15 protein-coding genes are annotated in these 14,966 nt (G+C 70.5%); 7 read left to right on the top strand and 8 right to left on the bottom strand.

The window, feature by feature from the left end; translation table 11 throughout:
* Positions 1 to 2: 2 nt before the first annotated feature.
* Together OG734_RS02505 and OG734_RS02500 are read right to left on the bottom strand one after the other, a co-directional pair.
* Positions 3 to 1,994, bottom strand: a complete 1,992-nt coding sequence (locus OG734_RS02505; RefSeq protein ID WP_330285810.1) for an alpha-1,4-glucan--maltose-1-phosphate maltosyltransferase — start codon at positions 1,992 to 1,994, stop codon at positions 3 to 5.
* Positions 1,995 to 2,065: 71 nt separating this feature from the next.
* Complete coding sequence (locus OG734_RS02500; protein ID WP_330285809.1) at positions 2,066 to 2,362, bottom strand: DUF5133 domain-containing protein; 297 nt, start codon at positions 2,360 to 2,362, stop codon at positions 2,066 to 2,068.
* Between the two features lie 245 nt (positions 2,363 to 2,607).
* Here OG734_RS02500 and OG734_RS02495 point away from each other — a divergent pair, with 245 nt between their 5' ends.
* Positions 2,608 to 3,111: a pep a2 gene (locus OG734_RS02495; protein ID WP_330285808.1), complete on the top strand. Its 504-nt coding sequence runs from the start codon at positions 2,608 to 2,610 to the stop codon at positions 3,109 to 3,111.
* Positions 3,112 to 3,197: 86 nt separating this feature from the next.
* Positions 3,198 to 3,710: a hypothetical protein gene (locus OG734_RS02490; protein ID WP_330285807.1), complete on the top strand. Its 513-nt coding sequence runs from the start codon at positions 3,198 to 3,200 to the stop codon at positions 3,708 to 3,710.
* Between the two features lie 9 nt (positions 3,711 to 3,719).
* On the opposite strand, the gene OG734_RS02485 is transcribed toward OG734_RS02490, so the two are convergent.
* Positions 3,720 to 4,535: a VOC family protein gene (locus OG734_RS02485; RefSeq protein WP_330285806.1), complete on the bottom strand. Its 816-nt coding sequence runs from the start codon at positions 4,533 to 4,535 to the stop codon at positions 3,720 to 3,722.
* Positions 4,536 to 4,845: 310 nt separating this feature from the next.
* Positions 4,846 to 5,706: a SigB/SigF/SigG family RNA polymerase sigma factor gene (locus tag OG734_RS02480; protein WP_330285805.1), complete on the bottom strand. Its 861-nt coding sequence runs from the start codon at positions 5,704 to 5,706 to the stop codon at positions 4,846 to 4,848.
* A 494-nt stretch (positions 5,707 to 6,200) separates the two neighbouring features.
* On the opposite strand from OG734_RS02480, the gene OG734_RS02475 reads away from it, so the two are divergent.
* Positions 6,201 to 6,758 carry a hypothetical protein gene (locus tag OG734_RS02475; protein WP_330285804.1) on the top strand — a complete coding sequence of 186 codons (558 nt, stop codon included), beginning with the start codon at positions 6,201 to 6,203 and terminating at the stop codon, positions 6,756 to 6,758.
* Positions 6,759 to 6,831: 73 nt separating this feature from the next.
* On the opposite strand, the gene hemC is transcribed toward OG734_RS02475, so the two are convergent.
* The gene (gene hemC, locus OG734_RS02470) at positions 6,832 to 7,767 is read right to left on the bottom strand and encodes a hydroxymethylbilane synthase (RefSeq protein WP_330285803.1); all 936 of its coding nucleotides are present in this window, start codon (positions 7,765 to 7,767) and stop codon (positions 6,832 to 6,834) included.
* 437 nt (positions 7,768 to 8,204) lie between these two features.
* Here hemC and OG734_RS02465 point away from each other — a divergent pair, with 437 nt between their 5' ends.
* The 4 genes from OG734_RS02465 (at position 8,205) to OG734_RS02450 (ending at position 12,175) form a co-directional block, all read left to right on the top strand.
* Positions 8,205 to 8,762: a TetR-like C-terminal domain-containing protein gene (locus OG734_RS02465; protein WP_330285802.1), complete on the top strand. Its 558-nt coding sequence runs from the start codon at positions 8,205 to 8,207 to the stop codon at positions 8,760 to 8,762.
* 84 nt (positions 8,763 to 8,846) lie between these two features.
* Entirely contained in the window at positions 8,847 to 9,227 is a 381-nt protein-coding gene (locus OG734_RS02460) for a DoxX family protein (RefSeq protein ID WP_330285801.1), read from the top strand.
* Positions 9,224 to 9,691, top strand: coding sequence for a peroxiredoxin (locus OG734_RS02455; RefSeq protein WP_330285800.1), 468 nt, complete (start codon positions 9,224 to 9,226; stop codon positions 9,689 to 9,691). The genes OG734_RS02460 and OG734_RS02455 overlap by 4 nt, the downstream gene beginning before the upstream one ends.
* Positions 9,692 to 9,805: 114 nt before the next feature.
* The gene (locus OG734_RS02450) at positions 9,806 to 12,175 is read left to right on the top strand and encodes an ATP-binding SpoIIE family protein phosphatase (RefSeq protein WP_330285799.1); all 2,370 of its coding nucleotides are present in this window, start codon (positions 9,806 to 9,808) and stop codon (positions 12,173 to 12,175) included.
* Positions 12,176 to 12,242: 67 nt separating this feature from the next.
* On the opposite strand, the gene OG734_RS02445 is transcribed toward OG734_RS02450, so the two are convergent.
* From OG734_RS02445 to OG734_RS02435, 3 genes are all read right to left on the bottom strand, one after another.
* Complete coding sequence (locus tag OG734_RS02445) at positions 12,243 to 12,677, bottom strand: cupin domain-containing protein (protein WP_330285798.1); 435 nt, start codon at positions 12,675 to 12,677, stop codon at positions 12,243 to 12,245.
* Between the two features lie 194 nt (positions 12,678 to 12,871).
* Positions 12,872 to 14,359 carry an MFS transporter gene (locus OG734_RS02440; protein ID WP_330285797.1) on the bottom strand — a complete coding sequence of 496 codons (1,488 nt, stop codon included), beginning with the start codon at positions 14,357 to 14,359 and terminating at the stop codon, positions 12,872 to 12,874.
* Positions 14,360 to 14,469: 110 nt separating this feature from the next.
* A complete protein-coding gene (locus OG734_RS02435) occupies positions 14,470 to 14,895 on the bottom strand; it encodes a DUF3291 domain-containing protein (RefSeq protein WP_330285796.1) in 426 nt (141 codons plus the stop codon).
* Positions 14,896 to 14,966 lie beyond the last annotated feature (71 nt).

Genomic DNA, 14,966 nt, shown 5'->3' with positions numbered 1-14,966 from the left:
TGTTACTGGCCTCCAGTCGAATACCGCATCAGGTGAAATACGTGCGCGGGTGCCCTTCCCGGCTCCAGACGTACGTAATTGGTGCGGTCCCATTGGTAGGTCTCGCCGCTCAGTTCGTCGTGCACCGTGACGGAACTCTGTTCGTTTTCCCGCTTTTCCAGGCCGAGTTGCGGCATGTCCAACGAGACAGTCGCCTCCTGGGTGTGGTGCGGGTCGAGGTTCACGACCACCAGAACCGTGTCCTCGCCGGTGCGCTTGCTGTACGCGATCACCGCGTCGTTGTCGGTCCGGTGGAAGTGCAGATTCCTGAGCCGGTGCAGGGCGGGGTGGTCACGCCTGATCCGGTTGAGGGCGGTGACGAGCGGGGCGATCGACTGCCCGTTCCGTTCGGCCGATTCCCAGTCTCTGGGCCGGAGTTGGTATTTCTCGGAGTTCAAATATTCTTCGCTGCCCTCGCGCAGGGGGGCGTTCTCGCACAGTTCGTAGCCGCTGTAGATCCCCCAGGTGGGAGAGAGCGTCGCGGCCAGCACGGCACGCGCCTCGAATGCCGGACGGCCGCCCTGCTGAAGATACTCGTGCAGGATGTCGGGGGTGTTGACGAAGAAATTCGGCCGCATGTACGCGGCCGCCTCCCCCGACAGTTCGGTGAGGTACTCGGTGAGTTCGGCCTTGGTGTTGCGCCAGGTGAAATAGGTGTAGGACTGCTGGAAGCCGACCTGGGCCAAGGCGTGCATCATCGCGGGGCGGGTGAACGCCTCCGCCAGGAAGATCACGTCCGGGTCGGTGGCGTTGATGTCCGCGATCACCTGTTCCCAGAAGACGACCGGTTTGGTGTGCGGGTTGTCGACGCGGAAGATCCGCACCCCGTGCGCCATCCAGTGCCGCATCACCCGTGTCGTCTCGGCGATGAGGCCGGGCAGGTCGGCGTCGAAGGCGATGGGGTAGATGTCCTGGTACTTCTTCGGCGGGTTCTCCGCGTACGCGATCGTCCCGTCCGGGCGGTGGTGGAACCACTGGGGGAACTTGTGCACCCAGGGGTGGTCCGGCGAGCACTGCAGCGCGAAGTCGAGCGCCACCTCGAGCCCGTGCCGGGCGGCCTCGGCGACGAAGAAGCCGAAGTCTTCCAGCGTGCCCAGATCCGGGTGGACGGCGTCATGGCCGCCGGCCTCGGAACCGATCGCCCACGGCACCCCCACATCCTGCGCGGACGCCGACAGCGTGTTGTTGGGGCCCTTGCGGAACGTGTGCCCGATCGGATGGATCGGGGGCAGATAGAGGACGTCGAAGCCCATCGCGGCGATCGCCGGCAACCGCCGCGCCGCCGTCCGAAACGTCCCGTGCGGGTGTTCGGGCGTCCCCTCGGAACGGGGGAAGAACTCGTACCAGGCCCCGTACAGCGCCCGCTCCCGCTCCACCACCAGCGCCAACGGCTCACTCGACGTCACCAGCTCACGCAACGGATACCGGGCCAGCACCCTGTCCACCGCCGGGGTCAGAGCCGGCGCGAGACGATCCGTGACGGGCAGCGAGTCGTCGCTCAGGGTCCGTGCGGCGGCCAGTACCGCAGCCCGGGCCGCCCGCTTGGGCACACCCGCGGCGGCACGCTCGTACAGCAGCGCGCCTTCCTCCAGGACCAGCCCGACGTCGATCCCGGCCGGGATCTTGATGCCGGCGTGGTGCCGCCAGGTGCTGATCGGGTCGCCCCACGCCTCGACCCGGTAGGTCCAGTGGCCCGCCGCGTCCGGGGTGACGTCCGCACCCCAGCGGTCGGTGCCGGGAGCCAGTTCGCGCATCGGCGTCCAGGGGCCCGGACGGCCCTCCGGGCCGCACAGCAGCACCACGTTCGCGCCGACCGCGTCATGGCCCTCGCGGAAGACCGTCGCGGTGACCTGGAAGGTCTCTCCCGCGACGGCCTTCGCCGGGCGTCTGCCGCTCTCGACGGCCGGGCGCACATCCCGCACCGGGATGCGGCCGATGGCCGGAGTCGGGCTCATGAGTCTCACCTCTGCCGTGTTCTGGTCGGGACTGGGAACTGGCGACTGGCGACCGGGAGTCGCCGGCGGCGCTAGCCGCCCGCCGTGGAGCGCTGGACTGCCGGGGGCGCATGGCCGGTGAAACGGTCCGCGTGACCCCATCCGGCCTGTTCCCGGAGGTAGGCGACCAGGCTCGTGCGGAGATAGCGCTCGGCGGCGTGTACGGCCTCCCGTGCACACCGTTTCCCCATCAGCACGCACAGGGTGTAGCCCGAGTCCTCGAAACTGTCCCGCGCCGAACGGTCGGACGGGGCCGCGAGCATGACGCGCTCCCACGCCCGGTACCTGTCCAGCTGTCGGGCGACCTCGGCTTTGGCGGGCAGCAGCATGGCGCTGGTCCCCTTCCTCGTGACTCACTGCTTTCTACGGCGAGACCTTCACTCATGGTGCATGCGCGGCGACCAAGCGTCTTGTTGGATCTTCAACGACCGCTGGCAGCGCTCGTGTTGCACGAATGGACTAGTGCTCCCACTCTGGAGCTGACTCAGAAGCGAACAGTGCTCACGCTTCGCGTTCGGGGCCCGGTACCGCAGAGCGTGGAAAAACGTGAGTCCGCCGTGAGGAGCCAACGACGATGAAAACCGCAGAGCCCTGCTACTACCACCTCGACGTGGAGGTCTGTCCCGAACGGGTCGGGCAGGTCGGCCGCATTCTGGCCGCCCACCTCCGGCTCTGGGACCTGGAGCACCTCGTCGACCCCGTCTGCCACGGCACCGAAGTGCTGTTGCGCGCAATCGACGAGCACGCGACCGACAAGCACGCGGTGATCGAGATGTGGTGGAACGGCCAGCACCTCATCACGGCCCTTGCCGAGAACGACCGCGACCTGCGCCTCGACCAGGAACTCGGCAACTGCCTGGCCTGGATCGCGGCGATGAGCGACGGCTGGGGCTGCTGTGCCACGGACACCGGTGCCAAGGTCATCTGGTTCTCGCGCCGGGCCCCCTCCTGCGAAGGCGTTCCCCGGATCCCGACCGCGCCCGCGCCGACCTTGCGGGAGGTGCGCAAGGTGCCCCGGGTGATCCCGGCCTTCGCCAGTACGGAGAGCAGGGCGCCCGCCGTTCTCGCGAACGCGTAGGGCGGCGCGTTCCGGACTCCCCGGGGCATAGTGGAGTCGGCACCCTGCTACGGGGGCGGGGCGGGGTGGGGCACAAGGGGAACACCATGTTCAGGTATGTCCACTACGAGGTGACCTGCGCGCTCCTCGCGGTCTGCGCGACGGTGGTGAGCGCGGCGGTGGTGTTCGGGATGGAGGGCGTTCCTGGGACGCCACGGGGCATTGTCCCGGCGATCGCCCTCGGCCTGCTCTTCCTGGCGCTCACCGCCGGGTTCGGGGTCCTCACCGTCTCCCGGCTCAAGTGGTTCGGTGAAGGACGGGACTTCGACAAGGCGGTTCCGCTGGGGGAGACCGGCACGGTCCTGCCGACGCGGGCCAAGGGGTACCGCCACTGCGTCAATGTGCCTCTCTTCGTCTTCATGGTGGCATTCGCGCTGGGCGGCGGTCTGTTCTGGGACCGCGGTCTGGCCCTGTCCCCGCTGTTCTTCGCATCGGCGTGGTCGGCCCGCGGGTGGTGGGTCGCGCGCTGGGAGCAGCGGCACGGCCTGCTGCTCTGGAACCGCAGGGTCCGCACCCGGCCTCCGGAGGGCGGCCGGTATCTGTACTCGTCGGTCCGGTAGCCGGCGGGCTCAGCGGGGGATGCGCGAGGTCACCGTGAACTGCGCCCCGTCCGGATCGCGCAGCACCGCCTCGAACGGCGTGGAAACGGCGTCGTACCGCAGGACGCTCCCGCCGCTGTCCTGGGCGGTCTTGACGCAGGCCGCCACGTCCTTGACCGAGAAGTGGACCTGCCAGTGCGGCCTGATCGTGGGGTCGGGCGCCGCCTCCAGCGCACCCGAGACGATGCGGGCCACGATGTCGCCCCGGCTGCGCAGCACGACCTCGTCGCCCTCGTAGTGGACCTGGCAGCAACCGGGGCGGTCGGAGGCCCACTCCAGGATCTCGCCGTAGAAGATGGCCGCGTCGAACGCGTCGCGGGTCTGCAGCCGGACGAAGGTCGGTGCCGCCCGCCGCCAGGCCTCCCAGCCGGCGAGGAGCTCGCCCTCCCAGATCCCGAAGATCGCCCCGTCACGGTCGGCCAGCAGGGCCGCCCGGCCGGGCGGGAAGGAGATCGGCCCGACCGCCGCCGTACCCCCGCGCTCGCGGGCCCGGGCCACCGCGTCGTCCGCGCTCGGCACGGCGAAGTACGGGGTCCAGGCGACCACCATCTGCCATACGGAAGCCACCCCGGCGATCCCCGCGACCGGCGTGCCGTCCACCAGAGCGACCCGGAAGCGGTCGCCCAGCCGGGCTGAACGCCACCGCCAGCCCAGTACGGCGCTGTAGAACGCCTCGGTGGCCCGCAGATCGCGGCTGGTGAGACTCACCCAGCAGGGGGCGCCGAACACGGAATGGGTCGAGACGACGTCGGTCGCGCCGCTGGAATGTGTCGGGTCGTGGTTCATGGCACTCGCGTCCTGGCTCAGTCGGCCGGCAGGCACCGGTCCGGACACCAGTCTCCGGCCGGACCCCGTTCCAGTGCCTGCCGAGTACCCCGATCGGGGTAGTTGGCACGCAGTCACTACTGACCGGGGCGGGACGGGAAATGCTGTCCCCACGGAAGGGTGTTTCAACTCCGTCCCTCCGGTGACTCCGGGGGTGGAGGGCACACTGGGGAGCCATTCCCGGGACGGTTCGGCAGTGAGCCCGTCCCCCAGTCGCCCGGTGGCGAAGGACTCGCCCGGGCGACTGCGGTATGTACGGGGGCGAGCGGCCTCAGCAGGCGTCGGCGAGCAGTTCACCCTGCCGTGCCCGGCTCCTCTCGGGGTCGTCGACGGACTGCGCGGCGGACGGTTCCTCGCCGAGCTCCTCGCGGATGCGTGTGCAGCACGTGCTGAGCAGCCGGGAGACGTGCATCTGCGAGATGCCGAGTTGCGACGCTATCCGGCTCTGGGTCATCCCGCCGAAGTACCGCAGGTAGAGGATGGTCCGCTCACGTTCGGGCAGGGCCCGCAGACAGGGACCGACGGCCGTGCGGTCGACGATCAGGTCGAATCCGGGGTCGGGTCCGCCGACGGTGTCCGCCAGCGCGTACCCGTCGGTGCGCGGCAGCTCCGCCTCCAGCGACAACACGGAGAAGCATTCCAGGGCCTCCATGCCCGTGCGCACATCGCTCTCGCTCAGCTGTGTGTACGCGGCGATCTCGGCGACGGTCGGTGGCCGTCCCGGGACGGTGGCGGACAGTTCCTTGGAGGCGCTGCGCACCCGGTTGCGCAGGTCCTGGACCCGGCGCGGCACATGTAGTGCCCACAGATGGTCGCGGAAGTGCCGCTTGATCTCGCCGGTGACGGTCGGTACCGCGTAGGCCTCGAAGGCGGCGCCCCGCTCGGGGTCGTAGTGGTCGACGGCCTTGACCAGTCCGACGGCCGCGACCTGGTAGAGGTCCTCCAGTGCCTCGCCGCGCCCTCGGAAGCGGACGGCGATCCGCTCCGACATGGGCAGCCAGGCGCGTACCAGGTCGTCCCGGAGGGCGTCGTGCTCCGGCCCTTCCGGCAGACGGGCGAGCCGCTCGAAGTCGGCGGCGGTGTCGGGGGCGTCATCGTGCGGATGTTGCTTCGTTCTGGTGGCGATACGCATCGCGAGCACCCTCCTCAGCTGGTGCTGGATGGACAGACACCGGGGGAGAGTGCGCTCGGAGCGGACGGAGGTCGGCCGAGATCCGGCGAACCGGCTCCCACGGACGTGCCTCCAGTCCGAAGCACTGAAAGGTGATTCCCGTTCCGGGTGGCACGGAAACAAATGGATATAAATAGTGACTCGCAGCTTTTGCCTGATCACCACGCGAATTCATCCCATAGAACATGCTGCATACACGTTCTCTCGATGATGATCGCCGGCCTCCTCGCTCCTCGGCCGACTGGCCCGCTGAACGCCGGTCACCACCATGCACTCGAACGTGATGTGCGGCACGCGCCCACCTGGTGTGGGACGGCCCTTCCGTGGATTTCCGCTGCACACCGCTTGATCAGTGATCAAGGGGGCGAATTCGCTGGCCACAGCGCATTCCGCTCATTTGACTGTGTGCCGGGCGCAAGGATAGGAAGCAGCCATCCGAGGTCGAGAGGTGGACTGTGCACGAGCCGAACGTGGTCGGGGACTGGCACGAGTACGACGAGCATGCCGGCCTGCGTGTCCGCGTCCACCGTCTGGTGGCGGCCGAACCGCCGCGCGGGCGCGACGACGCCGCGGAGGGATTGGCCTACTTCAGCCTGCGGGTGACGGTCGAGAACCGCGGCGACCGGCATTTCGGCGTCCACCTGGAGGACGGCCAGATCGACATCCGGCTCGGCCCCGACGGCGAGGGTGCCTTCATCGACTGGCGGAACTCGCAGTTCATCGAGGGCTTCGACGTCCACCCGCTGCGCCGCGCCACGGCAGTCCTGTACGCGGCCGGCCCGGAAACGTCCCTGGCGCAGGTGGACGTACAGATCCAGTTGCGGGTCGAGGAGGAGTGGACCGCCCGGCACCTCTGGGCGGGCGGGATCGGTCTGCCCGAGGAGTTCACCGGCGCCGGCGCGCACCACGGCGCGGTCCGGGACGGGGTGGCCCTCCAGGCGAGCGACTTCCTCAAGGAGCAGAGGGACCTCAGGGAGCAGAAAGACCGGAAGGGCCAGACGGGACCCAGCTGAGCGACCGACCCGGCGTGCAGCGTTCGCCGTCGCCGGGCAGTCTCGGCTCCCGCTCCTGGGGGTTTCCCGTTTCTCAGTGCGCGATGTTGTCGATCAGCTCGCGCGCGCCCTGTCGCAGCAGGGCCACCGCCACGGACGTGCCGAGCGTGGCCGGGTCGAGGCGGCCCGCCCACTCGTGGGCGTTGAGCTGGACCTTGCCGTCCGGGGTGAACACGCAGGCACGCAAAGAGAGTTCACCGTTGCGGGCCACCTTCGCGTACCCGGCGATCGGGCTGTTGCAGTGCCCCTGGAGGACGTGCAGGAACATGCGCTCGGCCGTCGCCTCGCGATGCGTGTCCGGGTCGCCGAGGCCGCTGACCGCGTCGATCAGCTCGGTGTCGCCCTCGCGGCACTGGAGGGCGAGGATGCCCGCGCCGATCGGCGGCATCATCGTCTCGGGGGAGAGGATCTCGCTGACCACGTCCATCCGGCGGATGCGCTCCAGGCCGGACACGGCGAGGAGCAGTGCGTCCGCTTCTCCGGCCGCGAGCTTCTCCAGCCGTCGGTTGGCGTTGCCGCGGAACGGTACGCACTCCAGGTGCGGGTGGGAGGCGGCCAGTTGGGCGATCCGGCGCACCGAGGACGTACCGATCCGAGTGCCGTCCGCCAGCTCGTCGAGGGTGCGGCCACCGGGGTGGATCAGGGCATCGCGGATGTCGTCCCGCTTGAGGAACGCGGCGAACATCGTGCCCGCGGGAAGCGGCCGGTCGGCCGGCACGTCCTTGACGCAGTGCACCGCGAGATCGGCCTCACCGGCCAGTAGCGCGGCGTCGACCTCCTTGGTGAACGCCCCCTTGCCCTCGACCTTGGACAGATCGCCCATCCACTTGTCGCCGGTCGTCTTCACGGGGACGACCTCGGTGCGCACCCGCGGATGTACGACGGCCAGCTCGGCGCGCACCCGCTCCACCTGTGCCAGGGCCATGGGCGAGTCGCGGGAGACGATACGAATCAGTTCAGGGACGGACATGCCGACACGATAGTCCCTCCGGACCACCCTCCTGCTCCGAACCGGTCGCTTCGCCGGGGGAGTTCGCTCCCGGCGCGGAGGTCACCCGGGGGCGGACGTGCGGGACGCGCGGGCGCCTCTCGGCACAGGCCGCGGGGGCCGCCCAGCGGTCACGAGGAGTCGCCGTCGAACCGAGAAGGCCTCGGACCCGGCGCAGGACGGGGGGAGTTGTCCGGCGCCGGGTTCGAGGATCGCGCCGTTCCCCGTCCCCACGGATTCGACGCGGCGGGGCCTCCTCCGCTCAAGGCGGCCCCGGTCGGGGTGCCCGCGGCTCTTCGCTTCGCGGGCTTCGATGACCTGTGTGGTCACCGGGGACGGTGGTCAGGTGGTGCGGGGCATGAGAACTCCTGTGGCGTGGAGCGAGGAATTTCGGTGACAAGGCGGGGCTGCTCGCGGCAGTGGTCGACCGGGGATTCGAGCAGTACCTCGTCTCCAAGCGCGATGCTCGTCCCACCGCCGATCCGGTCGCCGACCTCAAGCGCGGCTGGGACAACCACATGCGGTTCGCGCTGGAGCACCCGAACCACTACCGCCTGATGTACTCGCCCGAGCTCACCGCACCCCCCGCCGCCGAGCAGGAGGCCCACGCCCTGTTGCACGGCGTGCTGGAACGGTGCGCGGCGGCCGGGCTGCTGACCGTCCCCCCGGAGGCCGCCACCCGGATCATCATGGCGGCGAACGTCGGCGCGGCCCTGTCCATGCTGACCAGGCCGGAGCAGTACCCCGACATCCGGTTCGCCGCGCGCCTGCGCGATTCGGTGATCGACTCCCTCACCCGCCCCGCCGACGCCGGCGTACCTCGCGACACCGGCCGGGGGAGCGCGGTACCTGCGGCGGCGGCCACCCTCGCGGCCCGACTGCGCGCAGAACCCCCACAGCGGCTCACCGCGGTCGAGGTGGCCCTCCTCCAGCAGTGGCTGGGCACCCTCGCGGACTCCGGTGAATCCACGGCCTGACCACGGGTGACAGTCGAACACCCGCCTCTCGAACTGGTTTTACCGTCCAGTAGGATCGCTCGGCACACCATCCCAGGAGGAAGCGTGCCCCGGTCCCAACGTTCACCCCTGCTGCTCGCCGGTCTGTTGGCCGCCGCCGGCGTCAGCCACTTCGTCGCGCCCCGCACGTTCGACGCGATCGTGCCGCGCGCACTGCCGGGCACGCCCAGGACCTGGACGTACGCCAGTGGCGCCGCCGAACTCGCGCTGGCGGCCGGGGTGGCCCTGCCGCGTACCCGACGGGTCGCCGCGCTCGCCACGGCGGGCTTCTTCGTCGGGGTGTTCCCGGCCAACGTGAAGATGGCCTTCGACTGGCGGAACAGGCCCGCCGCCCTGCGGGCCGGTGCCATCGGGCGGCTGCCGCTCCAGGTACCGCTCGTCCTGTGGGCACGCAGCGTCGCGAAGAACGGAGAGGGCCGGTCATGACACGCAAGGTGAACGTCGGTGACAAGATCGAGGACTTCGAGCTGCCCGACGAGAGCGGAGCGCCCCGTCGGCTGTCCGAACTCCTCGCCGAGGGGCCGATCGTCCTCTTCTTCTATCCCGCGGCCCTGACGCCCGGCTGTACGGCCGAGGCCTGTCACTTCCGGGACCTGGCCGCCGAGTTCGCCGCCGTCGGCGCGCGGCCGGTCGGAATCAGCGGGGACTCGGTGGACCGCCAGCAGGAGTTCGCGCAGAGCCACACGCTCGGCATGCCGCTGCTGTCGGACGCCGACGGGACGGTCCGCGAGCTGTTCGGTGTGAAGCGCGGGTTCTCCATGCTGCCCACCAAGCGGGTCACCTTCGTCATAGCCGAGGACCGGACGGTCCTGGACGTGGTGACGAGCGAGCTGCGAATGAACACCCACGCGGACCGTGCCCTCGCCGCACTCCGTGCGCATCAGGGCTGACGTCCGCACGGGCCGTGCCCGGCCGCCCCGCAGCGGGGCGGCTCGGTGGGGTTGCCGCGCCGAGGTGGGTCGTCGGGGTTGATGCCCCGGGGCCCAGGGACCATCCTGGGGCGTATGAAACAAGTCGCCGCCGCGGTGATCATCGATGCCCGAGGCATGGTGACGGGATGGAGCGAGGGCGCCCGGCGGCTGACGGGACACACGGCCGAGGCCGTCGTCGGACGCCCGGCCGCCGAACTCCTCGCCGAGGAGCTGCCGCCCACGGCGATGACAGAGCTGACCGGAGTGGTCGCGCTCCGCCACCGGGACGGCCACCGCGTCGCACTCGCCGTCAGCGCGTGCCCCGTACTGGGAGAGGACGGCGGCTCCCGGGGATTCGTCGTCACCGCCCTCCCCGAACCGCCGGTACCGGAGCCGCAGGCGGTCGCGCAGGGGCCCTCCTCGCTGGAGCGGGCCATCCGGCAGGCCTCCGTGTCGATGTCCGCCTTCGACACGAACCAGCGCTACACATGGCTGAACAAAGCCGCCTGTGACCTGATGGGCGTAGAGGAGCAGGCCCTGATCGGGCAGTTCTACGGGGACACGCACCTCGTGCCCGACGACCGGATCAGCCAGGGATTTCTGCTCAACCTGCGGGAGGTCGCCCGCACCGGCACCCCCGTACGCTACGAGACCTTCGGCAAGGACGTGAACGACGGCCGGGAATACGCGTGGAGCCTCGAGATGTGGCCGGTGCGCGACGACCTGGGTGCCATCACCTCGGTGGGCATCGCCGCGTTCGACAGCAGCGAGCAGCACTGGTCGCGACGGCGCCTCGCCCTGCTCAACGAGGCGGCGGCCGGCATCGGGACCACTCTCGACGTTGTCCGCACCGCCGAGGAACTCGTCGAACTGGTCGTCCCCCGGTTCGCCGACTTCGTCAGCGTGGACCTGCTCGACTGGGTGCTCGGCGCGGACGAACCTCCGGCAGCGCCGGCCGACGAGGTCGTACTGCACCGGGTGGCCCACGGTTCCGGCACCGAGGGCACACCGGAGGCCGTCATTCCGCTGGGGGCGAAGGACACCTATCCGCCGTTCACCCCGCCCGTGCGGGCGATGGCAGAGGGCCGGGCGGTGCTCGGGCGGGTCGGCGAGCGGGCGTTCGACGAGTGGGTGGCGGAGCGCAACGCCCGTGAGCCCGTCGGCCGCCCGTACCGCAAGGGCGTCCACTCCATGGTCACCGTGCCGCTGCGGGCCCGCGGCACCATCCTGGGCGTCGCGGTCTTCCTGCGCATCACCCGCCCCGACCCCTACACCGAGGATGACGTCGCCCTCGCCGAGGAACTGGCCAGCCGTGCCGCCGTATGTGTCGACAATGCCCGCCGGTTCGCTCGTGAGCGCACGACCGCGCTGGCTCTCCAGCACAGCCTGCTGCCCCGGGGACTGCCGGGCCAGGCGGCCGTCGAGGTCGCCCACCGCTATCTGCCCTGCGGGTCGACGGCCGGGATCGGCGGCGACTGGTTCGACGTCATCCCGCTGTCCGGCAGCAGGGTCGCCCTCTGCGTCGGCGATGTCGTCGGCCACGGAATCCAGTCCTCCGCGACCATGGGACGGCTCCGTACGGCCGTACGGACCCTCGCGGACGTCGATCTGCCGCCGGACGAACTCCTCACCCACCTCGACGACCTGGTCACCCATCTGGCCGACGAGGAGGACAGTGAAGACGTCGCCGAACTGGGCGCCACCTGCCTCTACGCCGTCTACGACCCGGTCTCGCGCCGGCTGACCCTCGCCTCCGCCGGACACCCGCCGCCGGCTGTCGTCCCGCTCGGCGGCGTCGCCGAGCTGATCGAGGTGTCGGCAGGACCGCCGCTCGGTGTCGGTGGCCTGCCCTTCGAGGCGACCGAGCTGCAACTGCCCGAGGGCTCGCTCCTCGCCCTCTACACGGACGGGCTGGTCGAGGACCGTGACCGGGACATCGACCACGCCACCGCCGAGCTGTGCCGCGCGCTGAACCTGCCCGGGGCCTCGCTCGACGCCGTGTGCGACGCGGTCCTCAAGGCCGTGCTGCCCGAGCAGCCGGGCGACGACGTGGCCCTGCTGCTCGCCCGCACACACGCGCTGGGCGCCGGCCGGGTGGCCACATGGGACGTTCCGCCGGACCCCGCGCACGTGGCCGTCGCCCGCCAGGCCGCCATGGAACAACTGGCTGCCTGGGGATTGGAGGAGGAGGCCTTCGTCACCGAACTCGTCGTCAGCGAGCTGGTCACCAACGCCATCCGGTACGGCGAACCGCCCATCCAGCTCCGGCTGATCCGCGACCGAGCTCTCATCGTCGAGGTCTCCGACGGCAGTTCCACCTCACCGCACCTGCGCCGGGCGCACGCCTACGACGAGGGCGGCCGTGGCCTGCTGCTCGTCGCCCAGCTCACCCAGCGCTGGGGCAGCCGCCAGACAGGGACCGGCAAGACGATCTGGGCGGAGCAGCCGCTGCCGGCGGGGTAGGCCCGACTCCGGCCGGGCGCCGGTTGGCGTCCGGCCGGGGTGGTCCGTTGGTCCGTTCAGCGGCTGGTCACTGGAAGTCGCACCCGGGGTTCGGCGCGTCTTCCGAGAAGGGTGAGCCGTGCGGCAGTACGTACAGGACCTCGAGTACGAGGGGCGTGCTGCCGAGATTGCGGCCGATGTGGACGTACCCGGGGCCGGCCGGCTCGCTGATGGCGCTGCCCCGCGTATACACGCCGTCGGACTCGCACGTGGAGTCGAAGTGGCTGAGGGTGCCCTGCTTGACGAGGCCGTGGACCGGGCCGTCGTGGTAGTGCCAGCCGGTGGCCTGGCCTACGGGGACGGTGACCTCCCGCAGGGTGTAGTCGGTGTTGCCGATCGTGGTCTGGGAGAGTATCCGGCCCGACACTCCTGGCCCGGGCGGAGTGGCGTGGGCCGTGCCGCAGGCGAGGACCGCGGTGACCGTGACTGCCCCGGCTGTGGCGGTGCGAAGGAGGTTGCGCATGGTGGGGGGTCCCCTCGATGGCGAGAGTGAGCGAGTCATGAGCAGGTCAACATGATCTCAACGTGATCCTAGAGCGGCGCAGCGGGCGGCGGAAAGAGGAGCGGGCCACCCGCTGAACAGGACGCGCCGGTGACCGCCAGTCCGTCACGTACCGGCAGTCACCGGCGCAGAGGAGGGGGCTGGGGCCCGGGCTCTCAGGCCCGCTCGGCCACTGCCTCGGCCTGGGCCTTCGCCTGCGCCTGCGCCTCCTCCGCTTCCGGCCGGGGCCGGCGCGGAATCCCCAGCGCGCACACCGCGCCAGCGAACACCACGACGACACCGACCCACACCGCCGGATGCAGCCCGTCCACGAACTGCTGCGGCGAACCCGTGCTGCCGTGCGCCACGAACACCGTGCTCAGTACGGCGATACCGAGGGCCCCGCCGATCTCCCGGACGGTGGTGTTGGCGCCGGACGCCTTGCCCGCGTGCTCGCGACTGACCGAGCCCAGCACGACCGCCGCCGTCGGCGCGAACACGAAGCCCATGCCGATACCGGCCACGATCATCGGCCCGACCAGGGAGGAGTAGGCGGTGTCGGTGTCCGCGACCAGGTTGATCCAGCCGAGCCCGACGCCCTGCAGGAAGAGGCCCAGCGCCATCAGCCGGCCACCGCCCACCTTGTCGGTGAGCAGGCCCGCGACGGGCGCGACGAACATCGGCATCAGGGTCCAGGCCAGGGTGCGGACCCCGGCCTCGAACGGCGTGCGGGGCGGCACGATCTGGAGGTACTGGGCGAGCAGGAAGAGAGACCCGAAGACGCCGAAGTACATGGCCGCCGAGACGAAGTTGGTGAGGGTGAACGCCCGCACCTTGTAGAAGGACAGCGGCAGCATCGGCTGCGGGACCCGCGCCTCCCAGGCGACGAACACCGCGAGCAGCACCGCGCCCGCGGCGAACGCGCCGAGCACCTCGGCCGAGGTCCAGCCGTCCGTCTCGCCGTTCACGATGCCCCACACCAGCGCGAACAGACCGGCGGCGGCCAGCACCATGCCGACCAGGTCGAGACGGACTCCCGGCAGCCTGCTCTCGCGGAGCGTCAGCAGGATCAGCGGCACGGCGACGATGCCCACCGGCACGTTGATCCAGAAGATCCACCGCCAGTCCAGCCCGTCGACCACCGCACCGCCCACCACCGGGCCCATCGCGACGGCAAGACCGCTGACGCCCGACCACAGGCCGAGCGCCAACCCGCGCAGCCGGTCCGGGACGGCCTGCGAGAGCAGGGTCAGCGACAGCGGCATCACGGCGGCGGCACCGAAACCCTGCACGGTACGGAACGTGATCAGCTGCGCGCTGGTGTCGGCGAGGCCGCAGCCGACCGAGGCCAGCGTGAAGACGATGATGCCGAGCACGAAGACCGTGCGTCGGCCGAACCGGTCACCGAGCGCGGCCCCCGTCATCAGCAGACAGGCGAAGCTGAGGACGTACGCGTTGACGAACCACTGGAGCTGCTGAGTGTTCGCCTCCAGATCGACGGCCAGTGTGTGCAGGGCGGTCGAGACGACCAGGTTGTCGAGCGCGACCATGAACATGGGCACGCTGCACGCGACGATCGCGAGCCACAGCGGCACACGTCGGCCCTCGTCCGGCGGCGCGAGGGCCGCGTCCTCCAGGACCGGGTTCTCTTCGGACAGCGTCATGGCGGGGGAGTCTCCTAGGGGGAGTGGCTGATCCAGTGATCCAGTGATCCAGTGATCCAGTGATCCGGCGGTGCGGCGGTGCGGCGTTGCGGCAGCAGAGGCAGGCGGGGTCAGGCAGTCGGCGAGCTGCCGTCGGCGGCGTCGGCGCGCTCCTGGACGGCCAGCCGCTCGCGCGCGTCCGACCAGTCGATGGGCAGGCCCGCCGCCGGTGTCTCCCAGAAGGTGAAGACGGAGCGGCTCATCGTGGAGCGCAGGCCGGTCATGACCGACTTGTGCGGCTCGGTGCGCGCGTACGTGTAGAGGGCCTGCTTGTCCTCCCAGGCCGACAGCGTCCAGAACGTGCGCTTCAGTGGTTGGGCGATCAGCGAGGCGCCGTACGCGCCGGGCGCGCTCTTCACCTGCTTCCATGCGGCGAGGGACCGCAGGAAGAAGCGGGGGACGTCGCTCAGGGAGCGGACTTCCAGGCGGGACGCCATGACGAACGCCGTCGCGTCGGGAGCGGGCTCGTCGACGGTGGTCCAGGGCAGGGTGGGCATGGCTGCGGCCTTCTTCTGAGAGGCAGGGCGAAGCGGAGGCTCGCTTGGATACCTCCACTATCCATGTTAGA

The organism is Streptomyces sp. NBC_00576, assembly GCF_036345175.1.
Taxonomy (GTDB): domain Bacteria; phylum Actinomycetota; class Actinomycetes; order Streptomycetales; family Streptomycetaceae; genus Streptomyces.
Note: the sequence above shows the minus strand (reverse complement) of the source record. Positions and strands in the feature narration are given on the sequence as shown.